This window comes from Variovorax sp. 01T432 (assembly GCF_056398605.1).
This window is the reverse complement of sequence record NZ_JBFTPS010000056.1, coordinates 1-25,303: the sequence shown is the minus strand read 5'-3', so window position 1 is coordinate 25,303 and position 25,303 is coordinate 1. Positions and strand designations below refer to the sequence as shown.

Here is a 25,303-nt window from a genome sequence, read left to right as displayed (position 1 = left end):
AGGTAGGCAATCCAGGGCGTCAATCCGGCTTGATGCCCGCTGACTTCACGATGCGGCCATTGCTCTCGTATTCCCTGGCGATCTCGTCGGCGAAGGCTTCCGCGCCGCCGCCGGTCGGCACGTTGTCCGTCGCCCGCAGCTTGGCGCGCAGATCCGGACTGGCCAGAGCCTTGTTGATCTCCACGTTGTACTTCTCGATCAGGATCGGCGGCGTCGCCGCCGGCGCGAACACGCCGAACAGGGAAGTCAGGTTGGCCGCCGGCAGGCCGAGCTCGGCGAGCGTGGGCACCTTCGGCATGGTGTCGAGCCGCGCGGGCGCGCCGACGGCGAGGGGCCGCAACCGGCCGGCCTGGATCTGCGCCGCGACGGTGGGCCCCGCATTGGTCGACAGGATCTCGAACTGCCCGCCCAGCGCGTCGTTCAACTGCTGGCCGCCGCCCTTGTAGGGGATGTGCGTGATGTCGACCTTCGCGCTTGCGCGCAGCTGTTCGAGCACGATGTGGCCCAGCGAGGCCTGGCCCGAGGTCGCCCAGCGCACGGCGCCGGGCCGCGCCCTCGCCTCGTCCAGCAAGCTTCGGAAATCGCGCGTCCCGGTCGCCGGCGTGGCCAGCAAAAGCACGGGCGAATACATGACGCTGGCCACCGGCGCGATGTCCTTCAGGGGATCGAAGGGCGACTTGGCCAGATGCGGATTGAGCACCAGCGGGCTGATGGCGGAAAAACCCAGTGTCGCGCCGTCGGGCGCCGCCTTGGCGACGGCGTCCATGCCGATCGTCCCGCTCGCGCCCGCCCGGTTCTCGACCACGATCGTGCTGCCGAGCTGCGCACCCAGCTTCTCGGCCAAGGCGCGCGCGATCACGTCGCTGACGCCACCGGCGGGGTAGGCAACGATGATCCGAATGGTCTTGGGCACAGCTTGCGCATGTGCCAGGGCGAAGGCCGCGCACGACACGGCGCAAAGCGCGAGCGTGCGCAGGCGGAAAAGAAAATTCAATGTCATCGACTCGTCCTCGGGATCGCGGCTGATGGTACCGGTGGGATTTTGACCTCGCCGGGCACCGGCCGTGAAGCGCATTCGCGCGCGCGCCTCAGCCGCGGGGATGATGCTGGGCATGGAGCTGCTTGAGCCGCTCGCGGGCGACGTGCGTGTAGATCGTCGTGGTCGAGATGTCGGCATGGCCGAGCAACAGCTGCACCGCGCGCAGGTCGGCGCCGTGGTTGAGCAGATGCGTGGCAAAGGCGTGGCGCAGCGTGTGCGGCGACAGCGGCACATGAATGCCCGCCGCGAGCGCGTGCTTCTTCACGATGATCCAGAACATCACGCGCGTCATGCCCGCGCCGCGCGCGGTCACGAACAGGTCGGGGGTCTGCTGGCCATCCAGGATCACCGGTCGCGCCTCGTGCAGGTAGCGCTCGATCCAGCGGCGCGCCTCGCCGCCGAAGGGCACCAGCCGCTCCTTGCTGCCCTTGCCGAGCACGCGCAGCACGCCGTCGTTGAGGCTCATCTCGAACACGCGCAGCGTCACCAGTTCGCTCACGCGCAGGCCGCTCGCGTACATGAGTTCGAGCATGGCGCGATCGCGCAATCCGAGCGGCGTGTCGACATCGGGCGCGGCCAGCAGATCCTCGACCTGCTTTTCCGACAGCGTCTTGATGGCGCGCGGCATCTGCCTGGCAGGCGCGAGGCGCAGGCTCGGGTCGTCCGCGATGCGATGCTCCCGCAGCGCCCAGCGGAAGTAGCGCTTGAAGACCGACAGGCGCCGATTCGCCGAAGTCGCCTTGCCCTTGTCGGACAGGCGCACGCCCATGTAGGCCTGCAGATCGTTCTCGCGCGCCGCGTCGAGCGCGCCGCCGCGCTCGGTCTTCATCCAGTGCGCGAACAGCGCCAGGTCGCGCCGATAGGCTGCCAGCGTGTTCTTCGACAGGCCATCCTCGAGCCAGAGGGCGTCGATGAAGTCGTCGATGCCGGGTGTTTCGCTCGGCGTGTCGGTCAGGGGCATGCGACGCAAGATATCAAAAAAAGAAAAGCCGCCCGCAAGGGGCGGCCTCCACGCGCAAGAAAGCCCGCCTTAGTCGAGTGTCAGCTTCTGCTTGACGACCACCTGCTTGTACACCGCGTACTCGGCCTTGATCTGCTCGGCGAACTGCTCGGGCGTGTTGGCCACGACCAGCGAGCCCGTGTCCTCGATGCGTTTGCGCACGACCGGATCCTCGACCGCCTTCTTCACGCCGGCGTTGATCTTATCGACCACCTCCTTCGGCAGGCCCTTGGGGCCCAGGATGCCGTAGTAGGCCATGCGGTTCACCGGCTCCAGGCCGACTTCCTTGAAGGTCGGCACATTGGGCAGCTCCTTCAGCCGCTGCGGCGCCGCCACCACGATCGGCACCAGCCGGCCGGCCTTGATGAAGGGCAGCGTCGAGGGAATGTTGTCGAACATGATCGGCACCTGGCCGGCCACCACGTCGTTCAGCGCCGGGCCGGCACCGCGGTAGGGAATGTGCGTGACGAAGGTATTGGTGAGGCTCTTGTAGAGCTCCATCAGCAGATGGCCGATGCCGCCCGTGCCCGAGGACGCATAGGAATACTTGCCCGGATTCTTCTTGAGCTCGGCCACGAACTCCGCATAGTTCTTGGCCGGGAAGCTCGGATTCACGGCAATGATGTTCGGCGTCGCGGCGATGTTGACGATCGGCGTGAAGTCGTTGACCGGGTCGTAGGGCGTCTTGGGATTGATGGCCGGATTGGCCGCCGTGCTCGACACCGTCGCCACGCCGAGCTTGTAGCCGTCAGGCGCCGCGCGCGCGGTTTCGGCCGCGCCCACGATACCTCCGCCCCCGGCCCTGTTGATCACGATGACGCTCTGGCCCAGCGCTTTGCCGAGCGGCTCGGAGATCACGCGCGCCACGATGTCGGTGGTGCCGCCGGGTGCGAAGGGCACCTGCAACTCGATGGGCTTGTTGGGATAGTTCTGCGCCCAGCTCGGGCCGGCGACCAGAACCAGCGCGGCCGCGCCTGCGAGCGCATTCCATTGACGACGTTGCATTAAGTGGCCTCCTGCAGCCAGAGAAACAAAGCCCCGGATGCTAACGGGTCGCCCGGCCCCTCGACTCGTGGATTACCCACGGGAAATGGGGCGTTTATGCTCGAACGGGTGAACTACGCGCAACTGCTCTTTCCCGACTTTTCCCTCATTGCATGCGGTTGGTTCCTGTGCCGCTACACCCCCCTCGACCGCCGCGTGTGGGACCAGGTGGAAGGCCTTGTCTATTACTTTCTTTTTCCTGTGTTGTTGTTCCATTCGATCGTGCGCAGTCCGCTGGACTTCGGCGCCACGTCGAATCTGCTCATCGGCGGCGTCGGCGTGGGTCTGTGCGCCATCGTGCTGACTTACGTGCTGCCCCACCTGCCGGTGCTCGGCCGTCACATCGACCGCCGCGACCACGCCGCGAGCGCGCAGATCGGCTTTCGCTTCAATTCGTTCATCTGCCTCGCGCTGGCCGAACGCCTGGCCGGGCGCGAGGGCCTGCTGATGATCGCGGTGCTGATCGGCGTCTGCGTGCCGATGTTCAACATCGCCGCGGTGTGGCCGATGACGCGGCACGCGCAGAGCGGCTTCGCGCGGCAGCTGGCGCGCAACCCCTTGATCATCGCCACGGTGAGCGGGCTCATCGTCAACCTGCTCGGCTTCGCCGTGCCGGGCTGGCTGGAGCCCACGCTCTCGCGCATCGGCGCCGCGTCGCTCGCCCTCGGTCTGATGGCCGCCGGTGCGGGCATGCAGTTCGCGACCCTGGCGCGCGGCAAGGCGCTGGCCCTGTCGGTCCTTGCCATCCGCCATCTCGTCTCGCCGCTGATCGGCTGGGGACTGGCCGTCGCGCTGAAGCTGGACGCGGCGCAGGCGACCGTATTGATGATCTTCTCTGCCGTGCCGACGGCCTCCAGCGCCTATGTGCTGGCGGTGCGCATGGGCTACAACGGGCCCTTCGTGGCGGGACTGGTGACGATCTCGACCTTGCTGGGCGTGCTCAGCCTGCCCTTCGGCCTGGCCTTGACGCGGTAGACGACATCCGTCCAGCCGCTACGATGCCCCGATGCACCCCCACCTGGCAGCAGCCGCAAGCATCCTCACGCTGTCCTTCGCGTGCGCCGCGGGGGCGCAGGCGCAGGCGCAGGCGCAGGAGTACACGCGCTACCAGGGCGCATGGCGGGGGTCCTTCCTGTTCACGGTGGTGCAACAGGACACCGGCGCGCAGGGCGCGCCGGCGGTGTATCCCGGCGAACTTCGGATCGACCACGACGGCACCTTGAACGGCACCGTGTCCGAAGCCGCCTGCGTGATGACCGGCTCCGGCACCGCCTACATCTCGGCCGCGAATGCCTCGCTGGACCTGAACGTGAGCGGCTGCCGTGACGCGCGCTTCAACGGCCACTTCAGCGGCAAGCTGATCAACAACCCGATCCTCAGGTATGCCTCGCTGCGGCTGAGTTCGATGCGTTCGCTTGATGCAGGCACGGCGCAGATCTCCGCGATCATCCGGCACTGAAGTCCAGCGCCCATTCGACGTGCTCGCGCACCAGCGCGCCGGGATGCGTCGCGCGCGTGGCAAGGGCGGCGCGCGCCTTCTCGTCCCCCGCGCGCAAGGCATTGCCCAGTGCAACCGCCACATTTCGCAGCCACCTTTCATGGCCGATGCGCCGGATGGGGCTGCCTTCGGTGTAGCGCCGGAAGTCTTCTTCGCTCCACGCGAACAGCTCGCCGAGCTGGCGGCCAGTGAGCCCCGCGCGCGCGTCGAAGTCCGGCAGCGCGCTCCTCTTCGCGAACTTGTTCCATGGGCAGATGAGCTGGCAGTCGTCGCAGCCGTAGATGCGGTTGCCGATCAGGGGCCGCAGCTCGAGCGGAATCGGCCCCGCATGCTCGATCGTGAGGTACGAGATGCAGCGTCGCGCGTCGAGCCGGTGCGGCGCGATGATGGCCCGGGTCGGGCACACGTCGATGCATGCGCTGCAACTGCCGCAATGCGGCGTGACCGGCTCGCTCGGCGGCAGCGCCATGTCGACGTAGATCTCGCCAAGAAAGAACATCGAGCCCGCCTCGCGGTCCAGCACCAGCGTGTGCTTGCCGCGCCAGCCCTGGCCGCTGCGCGATGCAAGCTCCGCCTCGAGCACCGGCGCCGAATCGGTAAAGGCGCGATGGCCGAAGGGCCCGACTTCCTCGGCGATGCGCTCGGCCAGCTTTGCCAGACGCGAGCGCAGCACCTTGTGATAGTCGCGACCGCGCGCATACAGCGACACGATGCCTTCCGAGGGCCGCGTGAGGCGATCGAACTCGATGGCCTGCCAGTCGTCGGGCGTGTCGCGCGCAAGGTAATCCATGCGGGCGGTGATCACCGATACTGTGCCGGGCACCAGCTCCGCCGGTCGCGCGCGCCGCGTGCCGTGCGCGGCCATGTAATGCATCTCGCCATGAAAGCCCTGCGCCAGCCATTGCATCAGCCCCGCCTCCGCGCTCGACAGGTCGACACCTGCGATGCCGATTTGGGAGAATCCGAGCTCCCGGGCCAAAGCCTGAATCCGAATGACGAGTTGATGGCTGCCGATCACCTGCCGATTGTAGAAACGCACAGCGCCACCCGCGTCTGGCGAACCGAAGAGGACACGGACGCGTTGGCGCGCGCCCTCGCGCGATCGCCCCACTTGCGCGATGCCTTCATCTCGCTGCAGGGCGATCTGGGCGCGGGCAAGACCACCTTCGTTCGCCACCTGCTGCGCGCGCTCGGCATCGAGGGCCGCATCAAGAGCCCCACCTACGCTGTCGTCGAGCCGCACGAGGCGCCTGGTGGGCTCGCCGTCTTTCACTTCGACTTCTATCGCTTCAATGATCCACGCGAGTGGGAAGATGCGGGCTTCCGTGACATATTCGCGGGCAGCGGCCTGAAGCTTGCCGAATGGCCCGAGAACGCCGCGGGGCGCATTCCGCTTGCCGACCTCGCTATTAAAATCGAAGCAATGACTGACGATACCCGCACCGTGACCCTGCGCGCGAACACCCCGCGCGGCAGCCGGCTGCTTGCCGACGCCGCATGAAAGCAGAAGGCCTGAAACGACGTCTCCTGCTGCAAGGCGGCAGCCTCGCGCTTCTGCTCGGCATGCACGAGATCGCCAGCGGCGCCACCATCGTGGCGGTGCGCGTCTGGCCCGCGGCCGACTACACCCGCGTCACCATCGAGTCCGATGGCCGCCTGCATTCGCAGGAGCTCGTGGTCGGCAGCCCGCCGCGGCTGGCCGTCGACATCGAAGGCATCGACCTCAACCCCGAACTGCGCGAGCTGGTCGGCAAGATCAAGCCCGGCGACCCTTACATCAACGGCCTTCGCGTGGGGCAGTTCGCGCCCAACGTGGTTCGCATCGTGTTCGATCTGAAGCAGCCGGTGGTGCCGCAGGTGTTCTCGCTGGCGCCCATCGCGGCCTACCAGCATCGGCTGGTCCTCGATCTCTACCCGCAGGAAGCCGTCGACCCGATGGAGGCCTTGATCGCCGAGCGCTTGCGCGATGCACCCAAGACCGCGGGCCGCGACAGCGCGGTCGCCGATGCGCCCGCGCCCGCCCCGGCCCAGGATCCGCTCGGCGAGCTAATGGCGCAGCAGGCGTCGCGGCGCGCGGCCTCAACGCCCCCGCCACCTCCGGCGCCCGTGCTCATGGGGCGCGCTCCCACGGCCACACCGACCATCCTGCCGCCGGCCGCCGTCACGGCGGCGCCGGCCGTCGCGAGCGCCAGCCGCACCGACCGCATCATCATCGTCGCGCTCGATCCCGGCCACGGCGGCGAGGACCCGGGCGCGACCGGACCCAACGGCACGCGCGAAAAGGACATCGTGCTGCTGATCGCCAACAAGCTGCGCGACCGCATCAATGCAAGCAGCGTCAACGGCAATCCGATGCGCGCCTTCCTCACGCGCGATGCCGACTTCTTCGTGCCGCTGGGCGTTCGCGTGCAGAAGGCCCGCCGCGTGCAGGCCGACCTGTTCGTCAGCGTTCATGCCGACGCCTTCACCACGCCCGAGGCCCGTGGCGCCAGCGTGTTCGCGCTGAGCCAGAGCGGCGCGTCGAGCAGTGCCGCGCGCTGGATGGCCAACAAGGAAAACCAGGCCGACAAGATCGGCGGCGTGAACGTCGGCAACCATGAGGCCCAGGTGCAGCGCGCCCTGCTCGACATGAGCACCACCGCGCAGATCAACGACAGCCTCAAGCTCGGCGGCTGGATGCTGGGCGAAATTCGCGGCATGGGTGCGCGGCTGCACAAGGGCCAGGTCGAACAGGCTGGCTTCGCCGTGCTCAAGGCGCCGGACATTCCCAGCGTGCTGGTCGAGACCGCCTTCATCAGCAATCCCGAGGAAGAGGCCAAGCTGCGCACCGCGGTCTACCAGGACGACCTCGCGGATGCGCTGATGCGCGGCATCCAGCGCTACTTCGCCCAGAACCCACCGTTGGCGCGAAGCAGACAGCTGTAGCCGCAGAGCTTGCGCCTGCAGGCCTCCCGGCTCAGACTGTGGCGGCGAACAGGAGAGCGAGATGCTGCAGCAATCCCCCGTCTTTGCCTACATCCCCGCCAGGGACCTCGCCCGCGCACGGCAGTTCTACGAGCAGAAGCTTGGGTTCAGACCGAAAGCGGAGATCGCCGGCGGTGTCCACTATGAATGCGCCGGCGGCACCGGGGCATTCCTGTACCTGACGCCCAATGCCGGCACCTCTCGGGCCAGCCAGGCCTTCTGGCAAGTCGAGGACATCGCGGGAGAGGTCGCGCAGCTGAAGGCTCGCGGCGTCGAGTTCGAAGACTACGGCATGCCGGGCCAGGACGCGAACGGCATCGTGAACCAGGGCGGTGCCAAGGCGGCGTGGTTCAAGGACAGCGAAGGCAACATCATGGCGGTCATCCAGAGCGCCTGAGCGACCGCCCACAAAAAACGGCCCACGCGGGGCCGCTCTCAGCGACATGCGGCCGAAGCCGCACGCATCACTTCTTGGCCGCAGCCTTCTTGGCGGGAGCGGCCTTCTTGGCCACGGGCTTGGCTGCCGCCTTGTCAGCCTTGCGCTTCGCGGCCTTGGGGTCGATGGCCGCCTTGAATGCCGCGCCGGGGACGAACTTCGGCACCTTCTGCGCGGCAATCTTGATCTTCTCGCCGAGGCGGGGATTGAACCCGGAGCGAGCGGCACGCGCCACCTGCTTGAAGGTGCCGAATCCGATGAGCTGGACGGGGTCGCCCTTCTTGACGGCGGTGACGATGGAGCCGGTGACTGTTTCCAGGATGCGGGCGGCTTCGGCCTTGCTGACGTTGTGTGCGGAGGCGATTTTCTCGACGAGTTCGATACGGTTCACTGAAATTTTCCTTGGATGAATTCGCCATGTTGCCGATGGCGGCGCAGCATTCGACAAGCGCTGCAAGCGGCGCGGAGTGTAGCCGAGTGAGGACGGGGCTCAGTGAAGCCCCGGGGACCGGAGTCGCGCCGCAGGTGCGCGAGCGCTCAGGACAACAGGGGCTTTGGCTTGTTCGCGACGCTCTCGCTGTCCACGAAATAGAGCCCCGTGAAGCTCGGGAAGGAGCGATCCGGATGGCCGGGCAGGTACATCGACCGCTCGTGAACCGCCCACTTGTCCCAGAGCGTATAGCCCAGTTCCTTGATGTTGTGGATGAAGCGGGCCCGGTTGTAGACGTGCAAAGGCGCGAAGGACCCCTCGCCGATGTTCTGCGTCGTGACGAAGTCCTCGCCGCCATAGAGCGGCAGCTTGTTCAGCAGGATGTGCTTCGGCCGTACGGCGCACAGCTTGAGAAGCCGCTCCGGGCGCGCATCCTCGAGATAGTGAAGGGCACCCGCCGAGAGCCAGACGTCATGGGTCCTCGTCGTGGCCGTCCGATCAAGATCGTCCATGAAGTGCAGGGCCGTCGCTCCGTTCTGCACGGCCAGGTCCTGGCCGATGGCCACCATCGCCGGCACTTCCACGACATGCCACGACAGGTTGGCAGGCATGTCGAAGTACCGGTGATAGGCGTAGTAGTGCACCCCCACCGAGCCACCGATATCCAGCACGCTCGTCGCCCCACCCTGAAAGGCACGCTGCAGCCACTGCATCACCGGGTAGTCGTAGGCAAACACCTTCTTTGAACGGACATCCACGTATTCGGCAGCCAGGGCCGCATGGTCGAACTCCGGACTGCGGGGCAGCCAGGCACGCGCGGCCGCGAAGCTGTCGAACACGCCGAAATGGGCGCCCCAGCCTTCCCGCGACAGGAACTGCTGGCGCCCCAGATGGACGCGCGCGGGCCGAACGAGGGGGCCATCCAGTATCTGACGGGCTGTACGGACAACGCTGAGCAAAGACATGTCGACTCCAGAATAACTATCAAGTCATGAGGTGGCCGGGAGCGCTGCCGATGGCAATGATCTGCCTGACGATGAATACCGTGGGGATAAACAGAAGGACTAAGTCGCCGCGCATCGCGCCAGTGTAGTCAAAAGTGCTCACTTCACAATGGCCATTCGGCCTAGCCAAACCTCCCGATACCTATAACTTATATCCATGTCTAGCCGCGCCGGCTGCCCCTGGCAACCGAGAGCAGGAGCGCCGCCAGCACCGCGCCGGCCGCCGCCGCGACCAGGGAAGCACGCACCGGCTCGCTGGCCACATAGTGCGCGCAACGGTCCCTGGCATCGCGGACGCGGCCCCTGAAGCTCCTGATTTTGCGGCCAGTCGCGTTGACGGCGTCCTTGGCGTAGACCTTGCCGGTTCGTGCCGCGTCACTCGCGAGGTCCCTGGCATCGTTCGCCAGCCCCGCCGCGGTCCCCGCTGCCTGCTCGCCCATGTCCCTGGCATCCTCGACCGCGGACCGAATCGATTGAATGGCATCCCTGCCGATCTGCCCGCTCTCCCGTGCATACCCCTGCACGGCCTGCAACGCCTCTCGCGCGGTCTGCCTGGCTTCATCCGAGAGTTCGGAAGGCGTCTTGACGTTGTCCGGTTCCATGGCGTTCTCCTTTGGGGGTGTTGCGGCCGGCACCGTGCGGGCTACAAATCGCAGAATCCCGTGTCGCCGAGGTGATCCCTCGTCTTCCAGCCATCGACGAAGGCCTGGGCCATGTGCGTCAGGGTATGCGTCGCGCTCTCCCAGGAATGATGGGGATTCGTCAGCGCGATGGTGCACCTGTGGATGCCCTCGTAGTGCAGGTAGGCATGACCGGAGATGGTGCTGTCGGAAGTCTCCGCAAGCGCCACAACGACGAGCCAGCCGCCATATTCGAAGCGAGCAGCTTCCCGCGCCTTCGTGGTCGAAGTGTTCATCGCGCCTCCTCAAGAATCCGGCGAAACAGCTTACACCTGCGAAAGCTCCAATGGACGTTTCGCGTCGACGGCGCGGATCACGGATCACGGATCACGGATCACGGATCACGGATCACGGATGACAATGCTCCGCGCAACCCAACCGAAGGAGCCGGAGAATTGAAACGCAGCATTCATCTTCTTGTCATCGACCCACAGAACGACTTCTGCGACCTCCCGTTGGACTATCTCCCCGCCGACCCGCTGGCCCCGGGGCAGCGCACCCAGCCTCAACTCCCCGTCCCCGGCGCCCATGCCGACATGCTGCGCCTGGCCGGATTCATCCGCCGCGGCCAGCGCGGCCTCACCGACATCTCCGTCACGCTCGATTCGCACCACCGCGTGGGCATCGAGCGCCCCGCGATGTGGATGCAGGGCGACGGCACGGCCGTACAACCCTTTACGACGATCACGGCAGCGCAGGTGCGCGAAGGCAGGTACCTGCCCCGCCATGCCGACGCGAGGGCGCGCGCGCTCGCCTATCTCGACGCGCTCGAAGCCGGTGGCCGCTATGTGCACATGGTGTGGCCGCCGCATTGCGAGATCGGGACCTGGGGCCACAACGTGCATGCCGAGGTCCGGGCCGCCTACAACGCATGGGAAGAAGGCGGACTGCGAACGGTGAACAAGGTGATCAAGGGCGCCAATCCGTGGACCGAGCACTACAGCGCCGTGCAGGCCGAGGTACCCGACGCGCAGGACCCGGCCACCCGGCTCAACCGTCCGCTCATCGACCTGCTGTCGAAGGCCGACGTGGTCCTGATCGCCGGCGAGGCGGGCAGCCATTGCGTCAGGGCGACGACCGAACACATCGCCGACAACTTCGGCGCCGAGAGCCTGGGCAAGCTCGTGCTCCTCACCGACTGCATCAGCCCGGTGAGCGGCTTCGAGCCCCAGTACCAGGCCTTCCTCGCGAACATGACCGAGCGCGGCCTGCGAACGGCCACGAGCGCGGAATTCATCGATGAGCTGATCTCCAACGGGGCCCCCTGAAGGCCCCAGCGGACCGCAGCGAAAGCAATCCGATGACCGACACCGCGCAGGACCCCTTCGACCTCGTCGTCTATATCGGCCGCTTCCAGGGGCCGCACCTGGGCCACCAGGCCATCCTGATGGATGCCCTCGCGCTCGCGCCGCAAGTGGCCGTGGTCCTCGGCTCCGCCTTCCAGGCGCGCACGCCCAAGAATCCCTTCACCTGGCAGGAGCGCTCGGACATGATCCGGTCGTGCGTGCCGGACGCGGAACGAGGGCGGCTGCTCTTCGTCCCCGTGCGTGACTACTACGACGACACCCGCTGGGTCGCCGCGGTGCGCGCCAGCGTGACCGATGCCGCACCCCAGGCCCGGCGCATCGCGTTGATCGGCCACTTCAAGGACGAATCCAGCTACTACCTCAGCCGCTTCCCCGGCTGGACGTTGCTGGAGCGCCCGCGCGCCGCAGATATCGACGCGAGCGCGGTGCGGGGCGTCCTGTTCGAGACGCCCGGCCAGGCGCGGGACCTGATCTTCACGCGGTTGCGGGAGCTCGTGCCGCCGGGCGTGCATGCCTACCTGTCGGCCTGGTGGTCCCTCCCCCATGCCGAGCGTCTGGTGGCGGATGCGGCATGGCTGCGCGCGTACCGGGCAAAGTGGACCGCGCCTTTCGCCAATGCCGGCGACGCGGTCGTCGTCTGCGCGGGCCACGTGCTGCTGATCCAGCGCGCGGAAGGCGCCGGGGCGGGCCTTTACGCGGTGCCGGGCGGCTTCATGGAAGAAGGCCAGAGCTTCTATGAGACCGCCGTGCGCGAACTCAAGGAAGAAACAAACTTTCCGGTCCTGGAGGTGGCGCTGCGCGATCATCTGAAAGCCTCCGCCGTCTTCGATCACCCGGGCCGCGGCCTGCGCGGCCGCATCATCTCGATGGCCTTCCTGTTCGATCTTGGAAGCGCGCCGCTGCCGGAAGTGCAGTCCGACCTGGACCCGGACAAGGGCGCGAGGCGGGCCTTGTGGGTGCCCATCGATGAACTGACAGGCATGGAGGACCAGTTCTTCGAGGACCACTTCCACATCCTCGACCAGTTCCTCGCGTTGACCTGAATCTCCGGCTGGCGCGCAGCGTCCTGTAAGTATTCTCGCCGGCGCCGGAGGCCCTTGTCGTTCATCCTCCGGACGCGCATTCGTTCAGCACACCGGGGCCGGCTCCTACAAGCGCGCGCGGGCTTCTCCACAGAATGAATCCACCAAACAAGGAAAGGTGGACATCATGAAGACACGACTCTTGAGCCTCTGGATTGCGGGCGCGGCCACTGCGGCGGTCATGACCCTTGCGGGCTGCGCCGGCACCGGGCCGAATCAGCAACTGGGTGTTGCGGGCGGTGCCGTCGGCGGTGCGCTGGTGGGCAATGCCATCGGCGGCAACGCCGCCTCGACCGTGGGTGGCGCTGCCATCGGCGGCCTGATCGGCAATGAGGTCGGCCGCAACGCGGACCAGCGCAACTACAACAACCGCTACTACCCCAACAACGGCCCGCGCTATTGAGCCCGAGTTTCGACTGAAGAAGACAAGCGCGTCCACGGACGCGCTTTTTCTTGCCCGACCCGGCCCCATCGGCGTTGTCCCCGTATAACCGGGGGCATGAGACAACGCCTCACACTTTGCATCGGCGCGAGCCTCCTCGCCTTGTCGGCCTGCGGCACGAACGCGCCCTCCACAACGCAGGCCACGGTCGCCCCCCCCGCATCGCCATGCCCGGACGGACTTCCCGCCGGCACGCGCTGCTACAGCGGCCAGGACGGCGCCGGCGCTTTCTTCTGGGTGGCCATCCCGGCCGACTGGAACCGCGTGCTCGTGATGCACGCCCATGGCGGCCCCGAGCTGGGCAAGCCGACACTGGCGCGCGCCACCGAAGACCTGCAGCGCTGGGCGGTCACCGTCAAGGCGGGATACGCATGGGCGGGCTCGACCTACCGGCGCGGCGGCTACGGCGTCACGATGGCGGCCGAAGACACGGAACGGCTGCGCGCATGGTTCGTGCAGAACTTCGGCGCGCCACGGCGCACCATCCTGCACGGCCAGAGCTATGGCGCGGGCGTCGCGGCGAAGGCGGCCGAGATCTATGCCACGGTCGATGGACGCAAGGGCCCGTATGACGGCGTCCTCCTCACCAGCGGCGTGCTCGGCGGCGGCACCCAAGCCTATGACTACCGGCTCGACCTGCGCGTGGTCTACCAGTACGTCTGCCACAACCATCCCTTGCCCACCGAGCCCGCCTACCCGCTGTGGCAGGGCCTGCCCGCGAATTCGAAACTCACGCGTGCCCAGCTGCGCGGGCGCATCGACGATTGCACGGGCGTCGACAAGCCGCCCGCCCAGCGCACGGCCCAGCAGCGCGCCAATCTCGCGACCATCCTCGACGTGATCCGCATTCCGGAGCGTTCGCTGGTCCCCAACATGAACTGGGCCACCTACCTCTTCAACGACGTGGTGCACGAGCGGCTGGGCGGACGCAATCCCTTCGGCAACATCGGCGCCGTCTACAGCGGCTCGCGCGACGACGCCGCGCTCAACGCCGGCGTGCCGCGCTATGCGGCCGACCCCGCCGCCGTCGCCCAGCTCGCGGCCGACAGCAACCCCACGGGCCATGTCGTCATTCCGACTGTGACCCTCCATGCCATCGACGACCCCACTGCCTTCGTCGAACTCGAATCCGCCTATCGCGAAGTGCGGGAACGCGCGGGTACCGCGGGCCTTCTGGTGCAGACCTTCAGCCGCGAGGCCGAGCACAGCTACCTGAGCGATCCCGAATACCCGACCCTCTTCGCGTCGCTGCTCGACTGGATCGACGAAGGCCGCAAGCCCACGCCCGCCTCGGTGGCCGAGCGCTGCCGCGGCTTCGAGCCGCGCTTCGGGGCCGGCTGCCACTTCGACCCGGCGTACTCGCCGCGCCCGCTCGCCGCTCGCGTGCCCGCCCGCACGCGGCCTTGACGAATCAGGCGCCCGCCGCGGCGCGCGCGCGCTCGGCCTTCGCAGCCCGCCAAGCGCCGAAGATCGCGATCAGCCCCGGCACGAAGATCAAGGCCCAGATGATCTTGTCGAGATGCTGCCGCACCAGCGGGAAGTTGCCGAAGAAGTAGCCCGCGGTGCAGATGCCCACCACCCACAGCAGCCCGCCCGTGATGTTGTAGAGGCTGAACTTGACACGGGTCATGTCGGCCACGCCGGCGACGAAGGGGGCGAAGGTGCGAATGAAGGGCATGAAGCGCGCCAGGATGATGGTCACGCCGCCATAGCGCTCATAGAACGCGTGGGCCTGGTTGAAGGCCTTGCGGTTGAAGAAGCGCGAACTCTCCCACTGGAAGACCTTGGGCCCGAAGTAGCGCCCGATGCCGAAGTTGCACTGGTCGCCCAGGATCGCCGCCGCGACGAGGATCGGCACCGCGATCGAAAAGCTCATCAGGCCCGCGCCGCACAGCGCGCCGACGATGAAGAGCAGCGAGTCCCCCGGCAGGAAGGGCATCACGACCAGGCCCGTCTCGACGAACACGATCAGGAACAGCAGCGCATAGACCCAAGGCCCGTAGGCGATGACGAAGGCTTCGAGGTGTTTGTCGACGTGCAGGATGAAGTCGACGAGATAGCTGATGATTTCCATGGCGGCCATTATCCCGGGGCGGCCGCGGCCCCCTTCTAGAATGTCCCTGTGAGTGCACTCCCCTTCTCCATCGCCCCCGCGGAGCGCCGGCCGATCCGCGAACTTCCCGATGAGTTGATCAGCCAGATCGCCGCCGGCGAGGTGGTCGAGCGGCCCGCCTCCGTGGTGCGCGAACTGCTCGACAACGCGCTGGATGCCGGCGCGCGCCAGGTCACGGTGCGCCTCTCCGCCGGCGGCGTGCGGCTCATCTCGGTCGAGGACGACGGCCAGGGCCTGCCGCGCGACGAACTTCCGCTGGCCCTGCGCCGCCACGCCACCAGCAAGATCGCCAGCCTCGACGACCTCGAAACCGTGGGCACCATGGGCTTTCGCGGCGAGGCGCTCGCGGCCATCAACGCCATTGCCGAACTCAGCCTCCTGTCGCGCTTCGCCGGCGCCGACAGCGCCTTCGCGCTGGACGGCCGCACCGGCGAGCTCAGGCCCGTCGCGCGTGCCGCCGGCACCACCGTCGAAGTGCGCGAACTCTTCTTCGCCACCCCGGCCCGGCGCAAGTTCCTGAAGACCGACGCCACCGAACTCGCGCATTGCATCGAAGCCGTGCGTCGCCATGCGCTCGCGCGGCCCGAGGTCGGCTTCTCCGTGTGGCACGACGGCAAACTGGTCGAGCAGTGGCGCGCCGCCGGCGCGCGCGAGCAGCGGCTGGCCGATGCGCTCGGCGCCGACTTCGTCGCGCAGAGCGTTGCCGTCGAACACGGCGCCGGCCCGGTGCGCGTCACCGGACGCGCCGGCATCCCCGACGCCGCCCGCTCGCGCGGTGACCAGCAGTTCTTCTACGTCAATGGCCGCTTCGTGCGCGACAAGGTGCTGGCGCACGCCGTGCGCAGCGCCTACGAGGACGTGCTGCACGGTCAGCGCCAGCCGGTCTACGCGCTGTACCTCGAGATCGATCCAGCGCGGGTCGACGTCAACGTGCATCCGACCAAGATCGAGGTGCGCTTTCGCGACGGGCGCGAAGTGCACCAGGCGGTGCGCCACGCCATCGAGGACGCGCTCGCCGCGCCACGCGCCGGCGACGCGGCCGCCGCGCCGGCCGAACCCTTCTTCAAGCCCCGCCCGCTGCCACCCACCGCATCCTGGACCCAGCCCGGCATGCGCTTCACGGCGCCACACGGCCTGGGCGACGCAGCGGCCATGTGGCCGACCCAGGCGCGCGAGGCGGCGCTTCCGTCCGCCGCGACCGACGAGCGGGCACTGCCCACGGCAACGCCGGCCGCTTCTTTCGCGCCCACGCCACAGCCGATGCCGGGGATCGACGCGGCCGCCGCCGCCGAAACCTGGCCCCTCGGCCGCGCCCTGGCCCAGTTGCAGGGCATCTACATCCTGGCCGAGAACAGCCAGGGCCTGGTGATCGTCGACATGCACGCCGCCCACGAGCGCATCGTCTACGAGCGCCTCAAGACGCAGCTCGACGGCGCCGCCATCACCAGCCAGCCCCTGCTCATTCCGGCGACCTTCGCCGCCACGCCCCAGGAAGTGGCGACCGCCGAGGCCTGCGCCGCGGCCCTGCCCTCGCTGGGGCTCGAGATCACGCCGTTCTCGCCGCGCACGCTCGCGGTGCGCGCGGTGCCGGGCACCCTGGCCGACGGCGACCCGGTCGAACTCGCGCGCAGCGTGCTGGCCGAGCTGGCCAACCACGACGCCAGCACCGTGGTGCAACGGGCCCGGAACGAGCTGCTGTCGACCATGGCCTGCCACGGCGCCGTGCGCGCCAACCGCAAGCTGACCCTCGACGAAATGAACGCCTTGTTACGCCAGATGGAGGCCACCGAGCGCTCCGACCAGTGCAACCACGGCCGTCCGACCTGGCGCCAGCTGTCGATCCGGGAACTCGACAGTCTTTTCATGCGCGGCCGCTAAAAGCCCTCCGCGCTCCCCGCCTGACGCGAAATTCCGCACATTTGGCGGCGGACTGGCGGCAATTCGAGGGTTTTCATGGGTCATCGAGGGACCGGGCACGCACGTTGCATAGAGCCTGTCGTCGAACTTTCCGGCTTTCTGCCTGTCTTTCCCAGACCTCATGAAATCCTGGTCCCTCTTCGCAAGAGTCGCATCCGCCGCGGCGCTGGTCGCCATCCTGGCGGGCGGGTGCGCCACACTCGACGAGCATCAGCGCGAATGGATCTTCCAGCCGAGCGACAAGAGCTGGGGCAATTCCGAAGCGATGACCCAGGGCATGGAGGACGTCTGGATCGACTACAAGTCCGCCGTGACGGGCGAGCAGGTTCGCCTGCACGGGCTGTGGCTCGGCGACAAGCCGGAATCCGCCGACACCCCCGTCATGCTCTTCCTGCACGGGGCCAAGTACAACGTGGCCGGCTCGGCACCGCGCATGTGGCGCATGCACGAGCTGGGCTTCTCGGTGCTGGCCATCGACTACCGCGGCTTCGGCAAGAGCACCAAGGCGCTGCCTTCCGAAGACTCGGCCCGTGAAGATGCCCGTGCCGCCTGGACCTGGCTCGCCGCGCGCCACCCGCAGCAGCACCGCTACATCTTCGGCCATTCGCTCGGCGGCGCCATCGGCATCGACCTCGCCTCGCAGGTGTCCGACGAAAGCGGCACCATCGTCGAGAGCACCTTCACCTCCATCGCCGACGTGGTGAGCAGCTTCAAATGGGGCTGGCTGCCCTTTGGCCCCTTCATCACGCAGCGCTTCGAAGCCATCCGCAAGGTCAAGGACATCGGCGCGCCGCTGCTGGTGGTCCATGGCACGGCCGACAGCCTCATCAACCCCACGCTCGGGCGCAAGCTGTACGACGCGGCCACCGTTCCCAAGCTCTTCGTGCTGGTGCAAGGCGGTTCGCATCACAACACCAACTCGGTCGGCCAGGCGCAGTACCGCGCGGCCCTGACGCAACTCTTCCGCATGAAGGAGCCGCCCACCGAGATGGCGGCCAACGCGGAAGCAGCGCCGGCAGCTCCAGCGCCGGCTTCAATGCCGGCGGCCAAGGTGTCCGACGCGGCGCATCGTCAGGCCCGGACGGACGGGCAAGCGATCTGATCGGCCGCCAGCGCCCGGCGCCGGCTTTGTTACCCTAGGGCGCATGCCCTCTTCCACCGCACGGGCCCTTCGGCCATCCGCGTTGCGCTACATCGCCCTCGCCGGGCCCACCGCCTCCGGAAAAACCGCCGCCGCGCTCGCCATCGCGCGCGCGCGGCCGGTGGAGATCGTCAGCGTCGATTCGGCGCTGGTCTATCGCGGCATGGACATCGGCACCGCCAAGCCCACGCCCGCCGAACTCGCCGAAGTGCCGCACCACCTCATCGACATCCGCGACCCGCGCGAAGCCTACAGCGCGGCCGCCTTCGTGGAGGACGCCACACGCCTGATCGGCGAGATCGGCGCACGCGGCAAGCTGCCCCTGCTCGTGGGCGGCACGATGCTCTACTTCAAGGCGCTGGCCGATGGCATCGACGCCATGCCCGCGGCCGACCCCGCCGTACGCAGCCAGCTGGAGGCCGAAGCCGCCGCGCTCGGCTGGCCCGCCATGCATGCGCGCCTCGCGCAGGTCGATGCCGTCACGGCGGCGCGGCTCGCGCCCAACGACAGCCAGCGCATCCAGCGCGCGCTGGAGGTCTGGCACAGCAGCGGACAACCCCTGTCGAGCTTCCATCGCGCCCATCGCGCGGAAGAAGATGCCGACAGCGGCGGGCCCCAGGCCCTCGCGATGTTCTCGCTCGAACCGAGCGAGCGCGCCTGGCTGCACCAGCGCATCGAAGCGCGTTTCGACGCCATGCTCGAGGCCGGCTTCATCGAGGAAGTCCAGGCCCTGCGCGCGCGCGGCGATCTTTCGCCGGACCTGCCCTCCATGCGCTGCGTCGGCTACCGCCAGGCCTGGGAGGCGCTGGACGGCGCCTACCCCCTCGCCGAGCTGCGCGAGCGCGGCATCGCCGCCACACGCCAGCTGGCCAAGCGCCAGATGACCTGGCTGCGCAGCATGCCGCGGCGGCGCGTGATCGCCGCCGAGGCCCCGGACGCCATCGAGCAGGTACGGCGCCAGGTGCTGGACATCGCATGACGCTGCGCATCGACGGCCTGGGCAAGCACTACGGCGACGTGCCCGTGTTCGAGAACGTGTCGCTCGAAGTCGCGGCGGGCGAGTTCATCGCCATCGTGGGCGAGTCGGGCGTGGGCAAGTCGACGCTGCTCAACTGCATGGCGGGGCTCGACAGCTGGGATGCCGGCACCGTCGTGCATGACGGCACCGACATCGGCGCGCTCGATGCCGAAGCGCGCGCTCTCTGGCGCCGCAGGCACGTGGGCTTCGTCTTCCAGGCCTTCCACGTGCTGCCCCACCTGGACGTGGCGCAGAACGTCGCGCTGCCGCTGATGCTGCTGGGCCAGCGCGACGACGCGCGCGTGGCGAAGATGCTCGACGCCGTCGGCCTCGCAGGCCTCGGCCCGCGCCTGCCCCAGCAGTTGAGCGGCGGCCAGCTGCAGCGCGTCGCGATCGCGCGCGCGCTGGTGCACCGCCCGGCGCTGCTGCTCGCCGACGAACCCACCGGCAACCTCGACCCGAGCACCGCCGCGCGCGTGATGGATGTGCTGCTCGCGCAGACGCGCGAGCATGGCGCCGCGCTCGTGCTCGTCACGCACTCCGAGACCGCCGCCGCGCGCGCCGACCGCGTGCTGCACCTGAGCGCGTCGGGCATTCGCGCCTGAAGGGCGCGGCCGGCCGCCGGCTCAGTCGCCGGCCAACAGCGCCGCGTAGCGCCCCAGGTCGACGTTGCCGCCGCTCACGATCACACCCACCCGCGCGCCGCGTATCGCGCTCCCCGCCGCGCACGCCGCCGCGAAGGCGAGGCAACCCGTGGGCTCGACCACGATCTTCATGCGCTCCGCGAAGAAGCGCATGCCTTCCACCAGCTGCGCGTCGCTCACCGTGACGATGTCGTCCACGTCGCGGCGGATGATGCCGAAGGTGTACTCGCCCAAGTGCTGCGTCTGCGCGCCGTCGGCGATGGTCTTCGGCGTCTCGATGTGCACGATGTGCCCCGCGCGCAGCGACTGCTGGCCGTCGTTGCCCGCCTCGGGCTCGACGCCGTAGACCTTGCATTGCGGCGACAGCGCGCGCGCCGACAGCGCCGAGCCGCTCGTCAGCCCGCCGCCGCCCAGGCACACGTAGAGCATGTCGAGCGCCCCCACTTCATCGAACAGTTCCTTGGCGGCCGTGCCCTGCCCCGCGATCACGTCGGGATGGTCGTAGGGCGGGATCAGCGTCATGCCACGCTCCCCGGCCAGCCGGCGCGCGAGCGCCTCGCGGTCCTCGGTGAAGCGGTCGTACATCACCACCTCGGCGCCATAGCCACGCGTGGCCGCGAGCTTGGCGGCCGGCGCATCGGTGGGCATCACGATGACCGCCGGCATGCCCAGCAGGCGCGCCGCCAGGGCCACCGCCTGCGCATGGTTGCCCGAGGAAAAGGCGATCGCGCCCGCCTTGCGCTGCGCATCATCGAACTTCGACAGCGCGTTGAAGGCGCCGCGGAACTTGAAGGCGCCCATGCGCTGGAAGTTCTCGCACTTGAAGAAGAACTTCGCGCCCCATCGCTGGTCCGCCGTCTGCGAGCGCAGCACCGGCGTGCGATGGGCATGGCCCTGGAGCCGCGCGGCCGCGGCGATGACGTCGTCGTAGGTGGGAAGTGTCAGCATGGCATGGAGCTTAGCGCGTCGGATTCATCGGCTGGTCGCCTGTCGAAAAGACCGCTTGCCAGCCGTCATTGGGATGAGCGATCCTGCTCTGCGTTGCTCTTTCTTCCAGGACGGAGTTCCCCATGCAATACATGCTGATGTTCTATCAACCCAACGCCGAATTCGAACAACGAGGCGAAGCGGATTCCAAGGCCTACATGTCCGGCTGGATGTCCTACATCGGCGCGATCCGCCAGTCGGGCATCGCGCTCAACGGCCATGGCCTGCAGCCGCCGATGACGGGCACCACCCTGCGCGTGCGCGGCGACAAGCGCCAGGTGCAGGACGGCCCCTTCGCCGATGCCAAGGAGCAGCTCGGCGGCTACTTCATCATCGACGTGCCGGACCTCGACACCGCCCTCGAATGGGCCGCGCGCGCGCCCTGCGCCACCACCGGCGGCGTGGAGGTGCGCCCGGTGTTCACGGCCCCGATGTGAGCGAAGGCAAGGCCCACGAGGCCGCCGAGAGGGCCGCGCGCCAGTCCTATGGCCGGCTGGTGGCGATCCTTTCGGCGCGCACGCGCGACATCGCCGCGTCGGAAGACGCACTGGCCGATGCCTTCGCGCGCGCGCTCGAACGCTGGCCCGTCGACGGCGTCCCGGACCAGCCCGAGGCCTGGCTGCTGAGCGTGGCGCGCAACCGCACGCTCGATGCCTGGCGCCACGACCAGGTCCACGATGCCGCGGCCCAGACCCTGCTGCTGCTCGCCGACGAGGTGGAGGCCGACAGCATCGAAGGCCAGGCCGTGCCCGACGAGCGGCTGCGCCTCTTCTTCGTCTGCGCGCACCCCGCCATCGACGCGGCGGCGCGCGCGCCGCTCATGCTGCAGACCGTGCTCGGGCTGGACGCCGCGCGCATGGCCGGCGCCTTCCTCGTCGCGCCGGCCACCCTCGGCCAGCGCCTGGTGCGGGCCAAGGCCCGCATCCGCGCGGCGGGCATCCCCTTCGAGTTCCCGCAGGCGCGCGAGCTGCCGCAGCGGCTGATGGACGTGCTCGACGGCATCTACGCCGCCTACGGCACCGGCTGGGACGACGTCGACGGCGCCGACGCCTCGCAGCGCGGCCTGACGGCCGAGGCCATCGACCTGTGCGGCATCCTGTGCGCCCTGATGCCCAAGGAGCCCGAGCCGCAGGGCCTGCTGGCGCTCATGCTCTTCTGCGAAAGCCGCGCCGCCGCCCGGCGCAGCGAGACCGGCGCCTACGTGCCGCTCGACGTGCAGGACACATCGCGCTGGAACCACGCCATGCGCGAACAGGCCGAGCGCGTGCTGCGCCACGCGGCGGAACTGGCCGCCCTCGGCGCCTACCAGATCGAGGCCGCCATCCAGTCCGCGCACTGCGCGCGGCGCCTGGGCGCCGAGGTGCCGCCCGATGCGCTGGTCGCGCTCTACGACGCCCTGCTGGCCCTGCGCCCGAGCATCGGCGCGCGGGTGAGCCGCGCCTGCGCCGTGGCCGCCGCGCAGGGGCCCGCGGCCGGCCTCCAGGCCCTGGACGCCATCGCCGCGGCCGAGGTCGCCAGCTACCAGCCCTTCTGGGCCGCGCGCGCCCACATGCTCGGCGGCAGCGGCGATGCCGAGGCCGCGCGGCAAGCCTATGCGCGCGCCGGCGGCCTGAGCGCCAGCCCGGCGGTGCGCGACTACCTGAACGCGGCGGTCGCCCGTCTCTGAACTCAGGAAGGCGCTTCTTCCAGCAGGGCGTTGACGGCTTCCAGATCCGCCTCCTCCAGCGTGGCATTCGCGGCCTTCAGGCGCAGGCCGTGCATCAGCGTCTCGGCACGCGCCTTGTGCCAGTCGCGCTGGGCCGCATAGAGCTGATGCTGGGCATTGAGCACATCGATGTTGATGCGCGTGCCGATGCGGTAGCCGATGCGGTTGGCCTCCAGCGAGCTCTCGCTGGAGCGCACCGCCGAGGCCAGCGCGTCGACCTGGGCCAGGCCGTTCACCACGCCCGCGAAGGCCTGGCGCGCCGAGGCCGCCGCCTGGCGCCGCGCGGCCTCCAGCTCTTCCCCGGCCTTGTCCTGCGCGGCCAAGGCCTCGCGCACCCGCGACTCAACGCCGCCGCCCGCGTACAGCGGCAGCGAGAAGTTGATGCCGATCTGGCCCGAGCGGCTGCGCGACGAGACATCCGCCGGCGACGACAGCGTGCCCGAGCCGTAGTTGCTGCCATAGCTCGCCGTCAGGTCCAGGCTCGGCTGGTGGGCGGCGCGGTTCTTCTCGATCTCGCGGGCCGCGACCTCCCAGGCCGCCTGCGCGATGCGCACCTGCGGCGCCTGCTCGCGCGCGCTGTCGGCCCAGGCGCGCGCGTCCTGGGGCTGGGGCGGCGGCAGGCTGCTGTCCGGCCGCAGGCCCGCCAGGCGATCGACCGGTTCGCCGAGGATGCGTTCCAGCTCCGTGCGCCTGTTGTCGAGTTCATTGCGCGCGGCCACCGCCTGCGCGCGCGCGAGATCGAGCCGGGCCTGGGCCTCGCGCATGTCCGTCACCGTCGCCGCGCCGACCTCGAAATTCCTGCGCGCCAGGTCGAGCTGCTGCTCGACCGCGCCCACCTGCAGGCCCGCCACCCGCTCGGCCTCGCCCGCGACCAGCGCGTCGAAGTAGGCCTGCGCGCTGCGCAGCGCCAGATCCTGTTCGGCCAGACGAAAGCGCTCCCGCGCGAGCCGCTCCTCCTGCCCCGCCAGATCCAGCGCCGCCCAGGCGGCCGCGCGCCACAGCGGCTGCGTGAGCTGCAGGCTCCAGTTCCAGCTGCGAACCCTGCGCTCTTCATCCGGCGCCCCGCCGAAGGACGCGCGCCCATCCTGCCGGCCGGCGCCGCTGGTCAGCGAGAGCGCCGGCAGCAGCGCGGCGCGCGCCTGCGGCACGCGCTCGCCCGCGACACGCAGGGCATGCCAGGCCGCGCGAAACACCGGGTCACGATCCCGCGCCTTGCGATAGACCTCCGTCAGGTCGGCGGCCATCGCGCAGCAACCGCCCAGGGCCAGCATCACGCCGACCAGCCAGCGTTCAGCGCTCACGCAGTGCCTCCTGCTGGTAGCGCAGCAGAGGCGCCAGGAAGTACTCGATCAGGCGCCTCTCGCCCGTGCGGATGTCGGCCGTCACGCTCATGCCCGCGCTGACCGCCCCTTGTCTTCCTGCAACGGCGCCCGGCGTGTGCGCGCTCGACAGCCTGATCCGCACCGGGTAGACCGGACCGAGCTTCGGGTCGCTCACCGCGTCCGTGCCCACCCAGAGCACCATGCCCTCGATGTAGCCGTAGCGCGTGAAGTCGAAGGTCTCGACCTTGTTGATCACGCGCTGGCCGACCTTCACATGGCCGATGTCGCGGTTCAACACCTGCGCCTCGACCTCGAGCGCGGAGTCGGCGGGCACCACCGTCATCAGCGCCTGCGCGGGCGTGACCACGCCGCCCACCGTGCTCACCGCCAACTGCTGCACCACGCCATCGATGGGGCTGCGCAGGCTTTGCAGCTCGATGCGCTGGCTGGCCTTCACCAGTTCCTGCCGTGCCGCATCGCGCTTGCGGCCGGCCTCCACCCGCTCGGCGCTGGTGCGCGCGCCAAACTCCGCCTGGGCCTGCGCGCGCTGCTGCACGACCGCGGCGAGCCCCGCGCGGGCCTCCGTCAGGCGCTTGGATTGCACCGCGAGCTCCTTCTCCATGCCGAGCACTTCGAGCCGCGACTCGATCACGCCCGTCTCGGCGATGTGCCCGGTGGAGGCCAGCTCCTCCCGCATGCCGTGCTTCTTCTTCAACAGCGGCAGGCTCTGGCCCAGCTGCGCGATGCCGGCGGCGATGGCGTCGCCATCCGCGCGCCGGCGCGCCATGTCCGCGTCCAGCGCCGCCAGCTTCGCGCGCTGCTCGCTCATGCGGCTGGCCAGAATGGACTGCTGGTTGGCCATGAGTTCGGCCGGAATGCCCTCGGCGGGCGGCATCGTGGCGGCGCCTTCGAGCATCGACGACAGCCGCAGGATGTCGGCCTCGGCCTCCCACAGCTCGCGCTGGAGACGGCGCCGGTCCGCATCCGTGGCCGTGCTGTCGAGTTCCAGCAGCACATCGCCCGCGTTCACGCGCTGGCCATCCTTGACCGCGATGGCCTTGACCACGCCGGCTTCCAGCGGCTGCACCACCTTGCTGCGCCCGGGCGGAATGACCCGCGCCTGGGCCGTGACCACCACATCCATGGAAGCGAGACAGGCCCAGGCCAGGCCGCCCGCGCCCATCGCGCAGAGCGCCGCCGTGACCATGCGCGAGACCGCCCGCGGCGGGTCCCGCTGCAAGACCAGGGCCGATGTGCCGATGAGCTCGCCGGCCGCCGTCTCGAAGGGCTGCGCATCACGCATCACGCCGCCTCCGGCACCTGGGCCGCGCGGTACAGCGACCGGTAGCGGCCCTCGCGCCGCATCAGCTCCGCATGGCTGCCCGCCTCCACCAGGCGCCCCTCTTCGAGCACCATCACGCGGTGGGCCAGGCGCAGCGTGGACAGCCGGTGCGCCACGATCAGCACCGTGCGGCCGCGGCAGATGCGCGCCATGTTGTCGTGCACCGCGCGCTCGCTCTCGCAGTCCAG

At 69.0% G+C, this 25,303-nt stretch carries 27 protein-coding genes and 1 pseudogene; 15 read left to right on the top strand and 13 right to left on the bottom strand.

Going from position 1 to position 25,303, the window contains the following annotated elements; genetic code table 11:
- Positions 1-19 precede the first annotated feature (19 nt).
- The 3 genes from AC1DNF_RS29415 to AC1DNF_RS29405 all read right to left on the bottom strand — a co-directional run bounded on the left by AC1DNF_RS29415 (position 20) and on the right by AC1DNF_RS29405 (position 3,044).
- Positions 20-1,000, bottom strand: a complete 981-nt coding sequence (locus AC1DNF_RS29415) for a Bug family tripartite tricarboxylate transporter substrate binding protein (RefSeq protein ID WP_478152212.1) — start codon at positions 998-1,000, stop codon at positions 20-22.
- An 88-nt stretch (positions 1,001-1,088) separates the two neighbouring features.
- Positions 1,089-2,000, bottom strand: coding sequence for a site-specific tyrosine recombinase XerD (xerD, locus tag AC1DNF_RS29410; RefSeq protein WP_478152191.1), 912 nt, complete (start codon positions 1,998-2,000; stop codon positions 1,089-1,091).
- Positions 2,001-2,069: 69 nt separating this feature from the next.
- Entirely contained in the window at positions 2,070-3,044 is a 975-nt protein-coding gene (locus AC1DNF_RS29405; protein WP_478152190.1) for a tripartite tricarboxylate transporter substrate binding protein BugE, read from the bottom strand.
- Between the two features lie 96 nt (positions 3,045-3,140).
- Here AC1DNF_RS29405 and AC1DNF_RS29400 point away from each other — a divergent pair, with 96 nt between their 5' ends.
- Both AC1DNF_RS29400 and AC1DNF_RS29395 read left to right on the top strand, forming a co-directional pair.
- Entirely contained in the window at positions 3,141-4,058 is a 918-nt protein-coding gene (locus tag AC1DNF_RS29400; protein WP_478152189.1) for an AEC family transporter, read from the top strand.
- A 31-nt stretch (positions 4,059-4,089) separates the two neighbouring features.
- On the top strand, positions 4,090-4,542 hold the full coding sequence (locus AC1DNF_RS29395; RefSeq protein WP_478152188.1) for a hypothetical protein: 453 nt from the start codon (positions 4,090-4,092) through the stop codon (positions 4,540-4,542).
- Here AC1DNF_RS29395 and queG read toward each other — a convergent pair.
- Positions 4,529-5,599 (bottom strand): tRNA epoxyqueuosine(34) reductase QueG, encoded by a 1,071-nt coding sequence (queG, locus tag AC1DNF_RS29390; protein ID WP_478152187.1) that lies wholly within the window; start codon positions 5,597-5,599, stop codon positions 4,529-4,531. The genes AC1DNF_RS29395 and queG overlap by 14 nt on opposite strands.
- On the opposite strand from queG, the gene tsaE reads away from it, so the two are divergent.
- The 3 genes from tsaE (at position 5,585) to AC1DNF_RS29375 (ending at position 7,942) form a co-directional block, all read left to right on the top strand.
- On the top strand, positions 5,585-6,082 hold the full coding sequence (gene tsaE / locus AC1DNF_RS29385) for a tRNA (adenosine(37)-N6)-threonylcarbamoyltransferase complex ATPase subunit type 1 TsaE (protein WP_478152186.1): 498 nt from the start codon (positions 5,585-5,587) through the stop codon (positions 6,080-6,082). The two genes, queG and tsaE, sit on opposite strands and share 15 nt — an antisense overlap.
- A complete protein-coding gene (locus AC1DNF_RS29380) occupies positions 6,079-7,506 on the top strand; it encodes an N-acetylmuramoyl-L-alanine amidase (RefSeq protein WP_478152185.1) in 1,428 nt (475 codons plus the stop codon). Before tsaE ends, AC1DNF_RS29380 begins: the two co-directional genes overlap by 4 nt.
- Before the next feature lie 61 nt (positions 7,507-7,567).
- Entirely contained in the window at positions 7,568-7,942 is a 375-nt protein-coding gene (locus AC1DNF_RS29375; protein WP_478152184.1) for a VOC family protein, read from the top strand.
- A 67-nt stretch (positions 7,943-8,009) separates the two neighbouring features.
- On the opposite strand, the gene AC1DNF_RS29370 is transcribed toward AC1DNF_RS29375, so the two are convergent.
- From AC1DNF_RS29370 to AC1DNF_RS29355, 4 genes are all read right to left on the bottom strand, one after another.
- Positions 8,010-8,372, bottom strand: coding sequence for an HU family DNA-binding protein (locus tag AC1DNF_RS29370; RefSeq protein WP_478152211.1), 363 nt, complete (start codon positions 8,370-8,372; stop codon positions 8,010-8,012).
- Between the two features lie 146 nt (positions 8,373-8,518).
- A complete protein-coding gene (locus AC1DNF_RS29365; protein ID WP_478152183.1) occupies positions 8,519-9,376 on the bottom strand; it encodes a methyltransferase, TIGR04325 family in 858 nt (285 codons plus the stop codon).
- Between the two features lie 200 nt (positions 9,377-9,576).
- Positions 9,577-10,017, bottom strand: a complete 441-nt coding sequence (locus AC1DNF_RS29360; protein WP_478152182.1) for a hypothetical protein — start codon at positions 10,015-10,017, stop codon at positions 9,577-9,579.
- A 41-nt stretch (positions 10,018-10,058) separates the two neighbouring features.
- Positions 10,059-10,331, bottom strand: coding sequence for a hypothetical protein (locus AC1DNF_RS29355; RefSeq protein WP_478152181.1), 273 nt, complete (start codon positions 10,329-10,331; stop codon positions 10,059-10,061).
- Positions 10,332-10,490: 159 nt separating this feature from the next.
- On the opposite strand from AC1DNF_RS29355, the gene AC1DNF_RS29350 reads away from it, so the two are divergent.
- The 4 genes from AC1DNF_RS29350 (at position 10,491) to AC1DNF_RS29335 (ending at position 14,333) form a co-directional block, all read left to right on the top strand.
- Complete coding sequence (locus AC1DNF_RS29350) at positions 10,491-11,363, top strand: cysteine hydrolase family protein (protein WP_478152180.1); 873 nt, start codon at positions 10,491-10,493, stop codon at positions 11,361-11,363.
- A gap of 32 nt (positions 11,364-11,395) precedes the next feature.
- A complete protein-coding gene (locus AC1DNF_RS29345) occupies positions 11,396-12,445 on the top strand; it encodes an NUDIX domain-containing protein (protein WP_478152179.1) in 1,050 nt (349 codons plus the stop codon).
- A 166-nt stretch (positions 12,446-12,611) separates the two neighbouring features.
- Complete coding sequence (locus AC1DNF_RS29340; protein ID WP_478152178.1) at positions 12,612-12,887, top strand: glycine zipper domain-containing protein; 276 nt, start codon at positions 12,612-12,614, stop codon at positions 12,885-12,887.
- A 96-nt stretch (positions 12,888-12,983) separates the two neighbouring features.
- The gene (locus tag AC1DNF_RS29335; RefSeq protein ID WP_478152177.1) at positions 12,984-14,333 is read left to right on the top strand and encodes an alpha/beta hydrolase family protein; all 1,350 of its coding nucleotides are present in this window, start codon (positions 12,984-12,986) and stop codon (positions 14,331-14,333) included.
- A gap of 4 nt (positions 14,334-14,337) precedes the next feature.
- Here AC1DNF_RS29335 and AC1DNF_RS29330 read toward each other — a convergent pair whose 3' ends face one another.
- Positions 14,338-15,000, bottom strand: coding sequence for a DedA family protein (locus AC1DNF_RS29330; RefSeq protein WP_478152176.1), 663 nt, complete (start codon positions 14,998-15,000; stop codon positions 14,338-14,340).
- Between the two features lie 48 nt (positions 15,001-15,048).
- Between AC1DNF_RS29330 and mutL the strand changes: the two genes are divergently transcribed.
- From mutL to AC1DNF_RS29310, 4 genes are all read left to right on the top strand, one after another.
- Positions 15,049-16,917, top strand: a complete 1,869-nt coding sequence (gene mutL, locus AC1DNF_RS29325) for a DNA mismatch repair endonuclease MutL (protein ID WP_478152175.1) — start codon at positions 15,049-15,051, stop codon at positions 16,915-16,917.
- Between the two features lie 160 nt (positions 16,918-17,077).
- Complete coding sequence (locus AC1DNF_RS29320) at positions 17,078-18,058, top strand: alpha/beta hydrolase (RefSeq protein ID WP_478152174.1); 981 nt, start codon at positions 17,078-17,080, stop codon at positions 18,056-18,058.
- 43 nt (positions 18,059-18,101) lie between these two features.
- Positions 18,102-19,076, top strand: coding sequence for a tRNA (adenosine(37)-N6)-dimethylallyltransferase MiaA (gene miaA / locus AC1DNF_RS29315; protein WP_478152173.1), 975 nt, complete (start codon positions 18,102-18,104; stop codon positions 19,074-19,076).
- Positions 19,073-19,720: an ABC transporter ATP-binding protein gene (locus tag AC1DNF_RS29310; protein ID WP_478152172.1), complete on the top strand. Its 648-nt coding sequence runs from the start codon at positions 19,073-19,075 to the stop codon at positions 19,718-19,720. Before miaA ends, AC1DNF_RS29310 begins: the two co-directional genes overlap by 4 nt.
- A gap of 21 nt (positions 19,721-19,741) precedes the next feature.
- On the opposite strand, the gene AC1DNF_RS29305 is transcribed toward AC1DNF_RS29310, so the two are convergent.
- Complete coding sequence (locus tag AC1DNF_RS29305) at positions 19,742-20,707, bottom strand: threo-3-hydroxy-L-aspartate ammonia-lyase (protein WP_478152171.1); 966 nt, start codon at positions 20,705-20,707, stop codon at positions 19,742-19,744.
- Between the two features lie 122 nt (positions 20,708-20,829).
- Between AC1DNF_RS29305 and AC1DNF_RS29300 the strand changes: the two genes are divergently transcribed.
- Both AC1DNF_RS29300 and AC1DNF_RS29295 read left to right on the top strand, forming a co-directional pair.
- Positions 20,830-21,183, top strand: coding sequence for a YciI family protein (locus AC1DNF_RS29300; RefSeq protein ID WP_478152170.1), 354 nt, complete (start codon positions 20,830-20,832; stop codon positions 21,181-21,183).
- Positions 21,180-22,412 carry an RNA polymerase sigma factor gene (locus AC1DNF_RS29295; protein ID WP_478152169.1) on the top strand — a complete coding sequence of 411 codons (1,233 nt, stop codon included), beginning with the start codon at positions 21,180-21,182 and terminating at the stop codon, positions 22,410-22,412. Before AC1DNF_RS29300 ends, AC1DNF_RS29295 begins: the two co-directional genes overlap by 4 nt.
- A 2-nt stretch (positions 22,413-22,414) precedes the next feature.
- Here AC1DNF_RS29295 and AC1DNF_RS29290 read toward each other — a convergent pair whose 3' ends face one another.
- The 3 genes and pseudogenes from AC1DNF_RS29290 to AC1DNF_RS29280 all read right to left on the bottom strand — a co-directional run.
- Complete coding sequence (locus AC1DNF_RS29290; RefSeq protein WP_478152168.1) at positions 22,415-23,752, bottom strand: TolC family outer membrane protein; 1,338 nt, start codon at positions 23,750-23,752, stop codon at positions 22,415-22,417.
- Positions 23,742-25,076 carry an HlyD family type I secretion periplasmic adaptor subunit gene (locus AC1DNF_RS29285; protein WP_478152167.1) on the bottom strand — a complete coding sequence of 445 codons (1,335 nt, stop codon included), beginning with the start codon at positions 25,074-25,076 and terminating at the stop codon, positions 23,742-23,744. Before AC1DNF_RS29285 ends, AC1DNF_RS29290 begins: the two co-directional genes overlap by 11 nt.
- Positions 25,076-25,303 (bottom strand): annotated as a pseudogene (locus AC1DNF_RS29280) (type I secretion system permease/ATPase); the annotation flags it as partial. The pseudogene AC1DNF_RS29280 and the gene AC1DNF_RS29285, both read right to left, overlap by 1 nt.

Bases quoted from the DNA above. Each gene is read 5' to 3' on its own strand.
- AC1DNF_RS29415 (WP_478152212.1), bottom strand. From the start codon at position 1,000: ATGACATTGAATTTTCTTTTCCGCCTGCGCACGCTCGCGCTTTGCGCC.
- xerD (WP_478152191.1), bottom strand. From the start codon at position 2,000: ATGCCCCTGACCGACACGCCGAGCGAAACACCCGGCATCGACGACTTC.
- AC1DNF_RS29405 (WP_478152190.1), bottom strand. From the start codon at position 3,044: ATGCAACGTCGTCAATGGAATGCGCTCGCAGGCGCGGCCGCGCTGGTT.
- AC1DNF_RS29400 (WP_478152189.1), top strand. From the start codon at position 3,141: ATGCTCGAACGGGTGAACTACGCGCAACTGCTCTTTCCCGACTTTTCC.
- AC1DNF_RS29395 (WP_478152188.1), top strand. From the start codon at position 4,090: ATGCACCCCCACCTGGCAGCAGCCGCAAGCATCCTCACGCTGTCCTTC.
- tsaE (WP_478152186.1), top strand. From the start codon at position 5,585: ATGGCTGCCGATCACCTGCCGATTGTAGAAACGCACAGCGCCACCCGC.
- AC1DNF_RS29380 (WP_478152185.1), top strand. From the start codon at position 6,079: ATGAAAGCAGAAGGCCTGAAACGACGTCTCCTGCTGCAAGGCGGCAGC.
- AC1DNF_RS29375 (WP_478152184.1), top strand. From the start codon at position 7,568: ATGCTGCAGCAATCCCCCGTCTTTGCCTACATCCCCGCCAGGGACCTC.
- AC1DNF_RS29365 (WP_478152183.1), bottom strand. From the start codon at position 9,376: ATGTCTTTGCTCAGCGTTGTCCGTACAGCCCGTCAGATACTGGATGGC.
- AC1DNF_RS29360 (WP_478152182.1), bottom strand. From the start codon at position 10,017: ATGGAACCGGACAACGTCAAGACGCCTTCCGAACTCTCGGATGAAGCC.
- AC1DNF_RS29355 (WP_478152181.1), bottom strand. From the start codon at position 10,331: ATGAACACTTCGACCACGAAGGCGCGGGAAGCTGCTCGCTTCGAATAT.
- AC1DNF_RS29345 (WP_478152179.1), top strand. From the start codon at position 11,396: ATGACCGACACCGCGCAGGACCCCTTCGACCTCGTCGTCTATATCGGC.
- AC1DNF_RS29340 (WP_478152178.1), top strand. From the start codon at position 12,612: ATGAAGACACGACTCTTGAGCCTCTGGATTGCGGGCGCGGCCACTGCG.
- AC1DNF_RS29335 (WP_478152177.1), top strand. From the start codon at position 12,984: ATGAGACAACGCCTCACACTTTGCATCGGCGCGAGCCTCCTCGCCTTG.
- AC1DNF_RS29330 (WP_478152176.1), bottom strand. From the start codon at position 15,000: ATGGAAATCATCAGCTATCTCGTCGACTTCATCCTGCACGTCGACAAA.
- AC1DNF_RS29320 (WP_478152174.1), top strand. From the start codon at position 17,078: ATGAAATCCTGGTCCCTCTTCGCAAGAGTCGCATCCGCCGCGGCGCTG.
- miaA (WP_478152173.1), top strand. From the start codon at position 18,102: ATGCCCTCTTCCACCGCACGGGCCCTTCGGCCATCCGCGTTGCGCTAC.
- AC1DNF_RS29310 (WP_478152172.1), top strand. From the start codon at position 19,073: ATGACGCTGCGCATCGACGGCCTGGGCAAGCACTACGGCGACGTGCCC.
- AC1DNF_RS29305 (WP_478152171.1), bottom strand. From the start codon at position 20,707: ATGCTGACACTTCCCACCTACGACGACGTCATCGCCGCGGCCGCGCGG.
- AC1DNF_RS29300 (WP_478152170.1), top strand. From the start codon at position 20,830: ATGCAATACATGCTGATGTTCTATCAACCCAACGCCGAATTCGAACAA.
- AC1DNF_RS29285 (WP_478152167.1), bottom strand. From the start codon at position 25,076: ATGCGTGATGCGCAGCCCTTCGAGACGGCGGCCGGCGAGCTCATCGGC.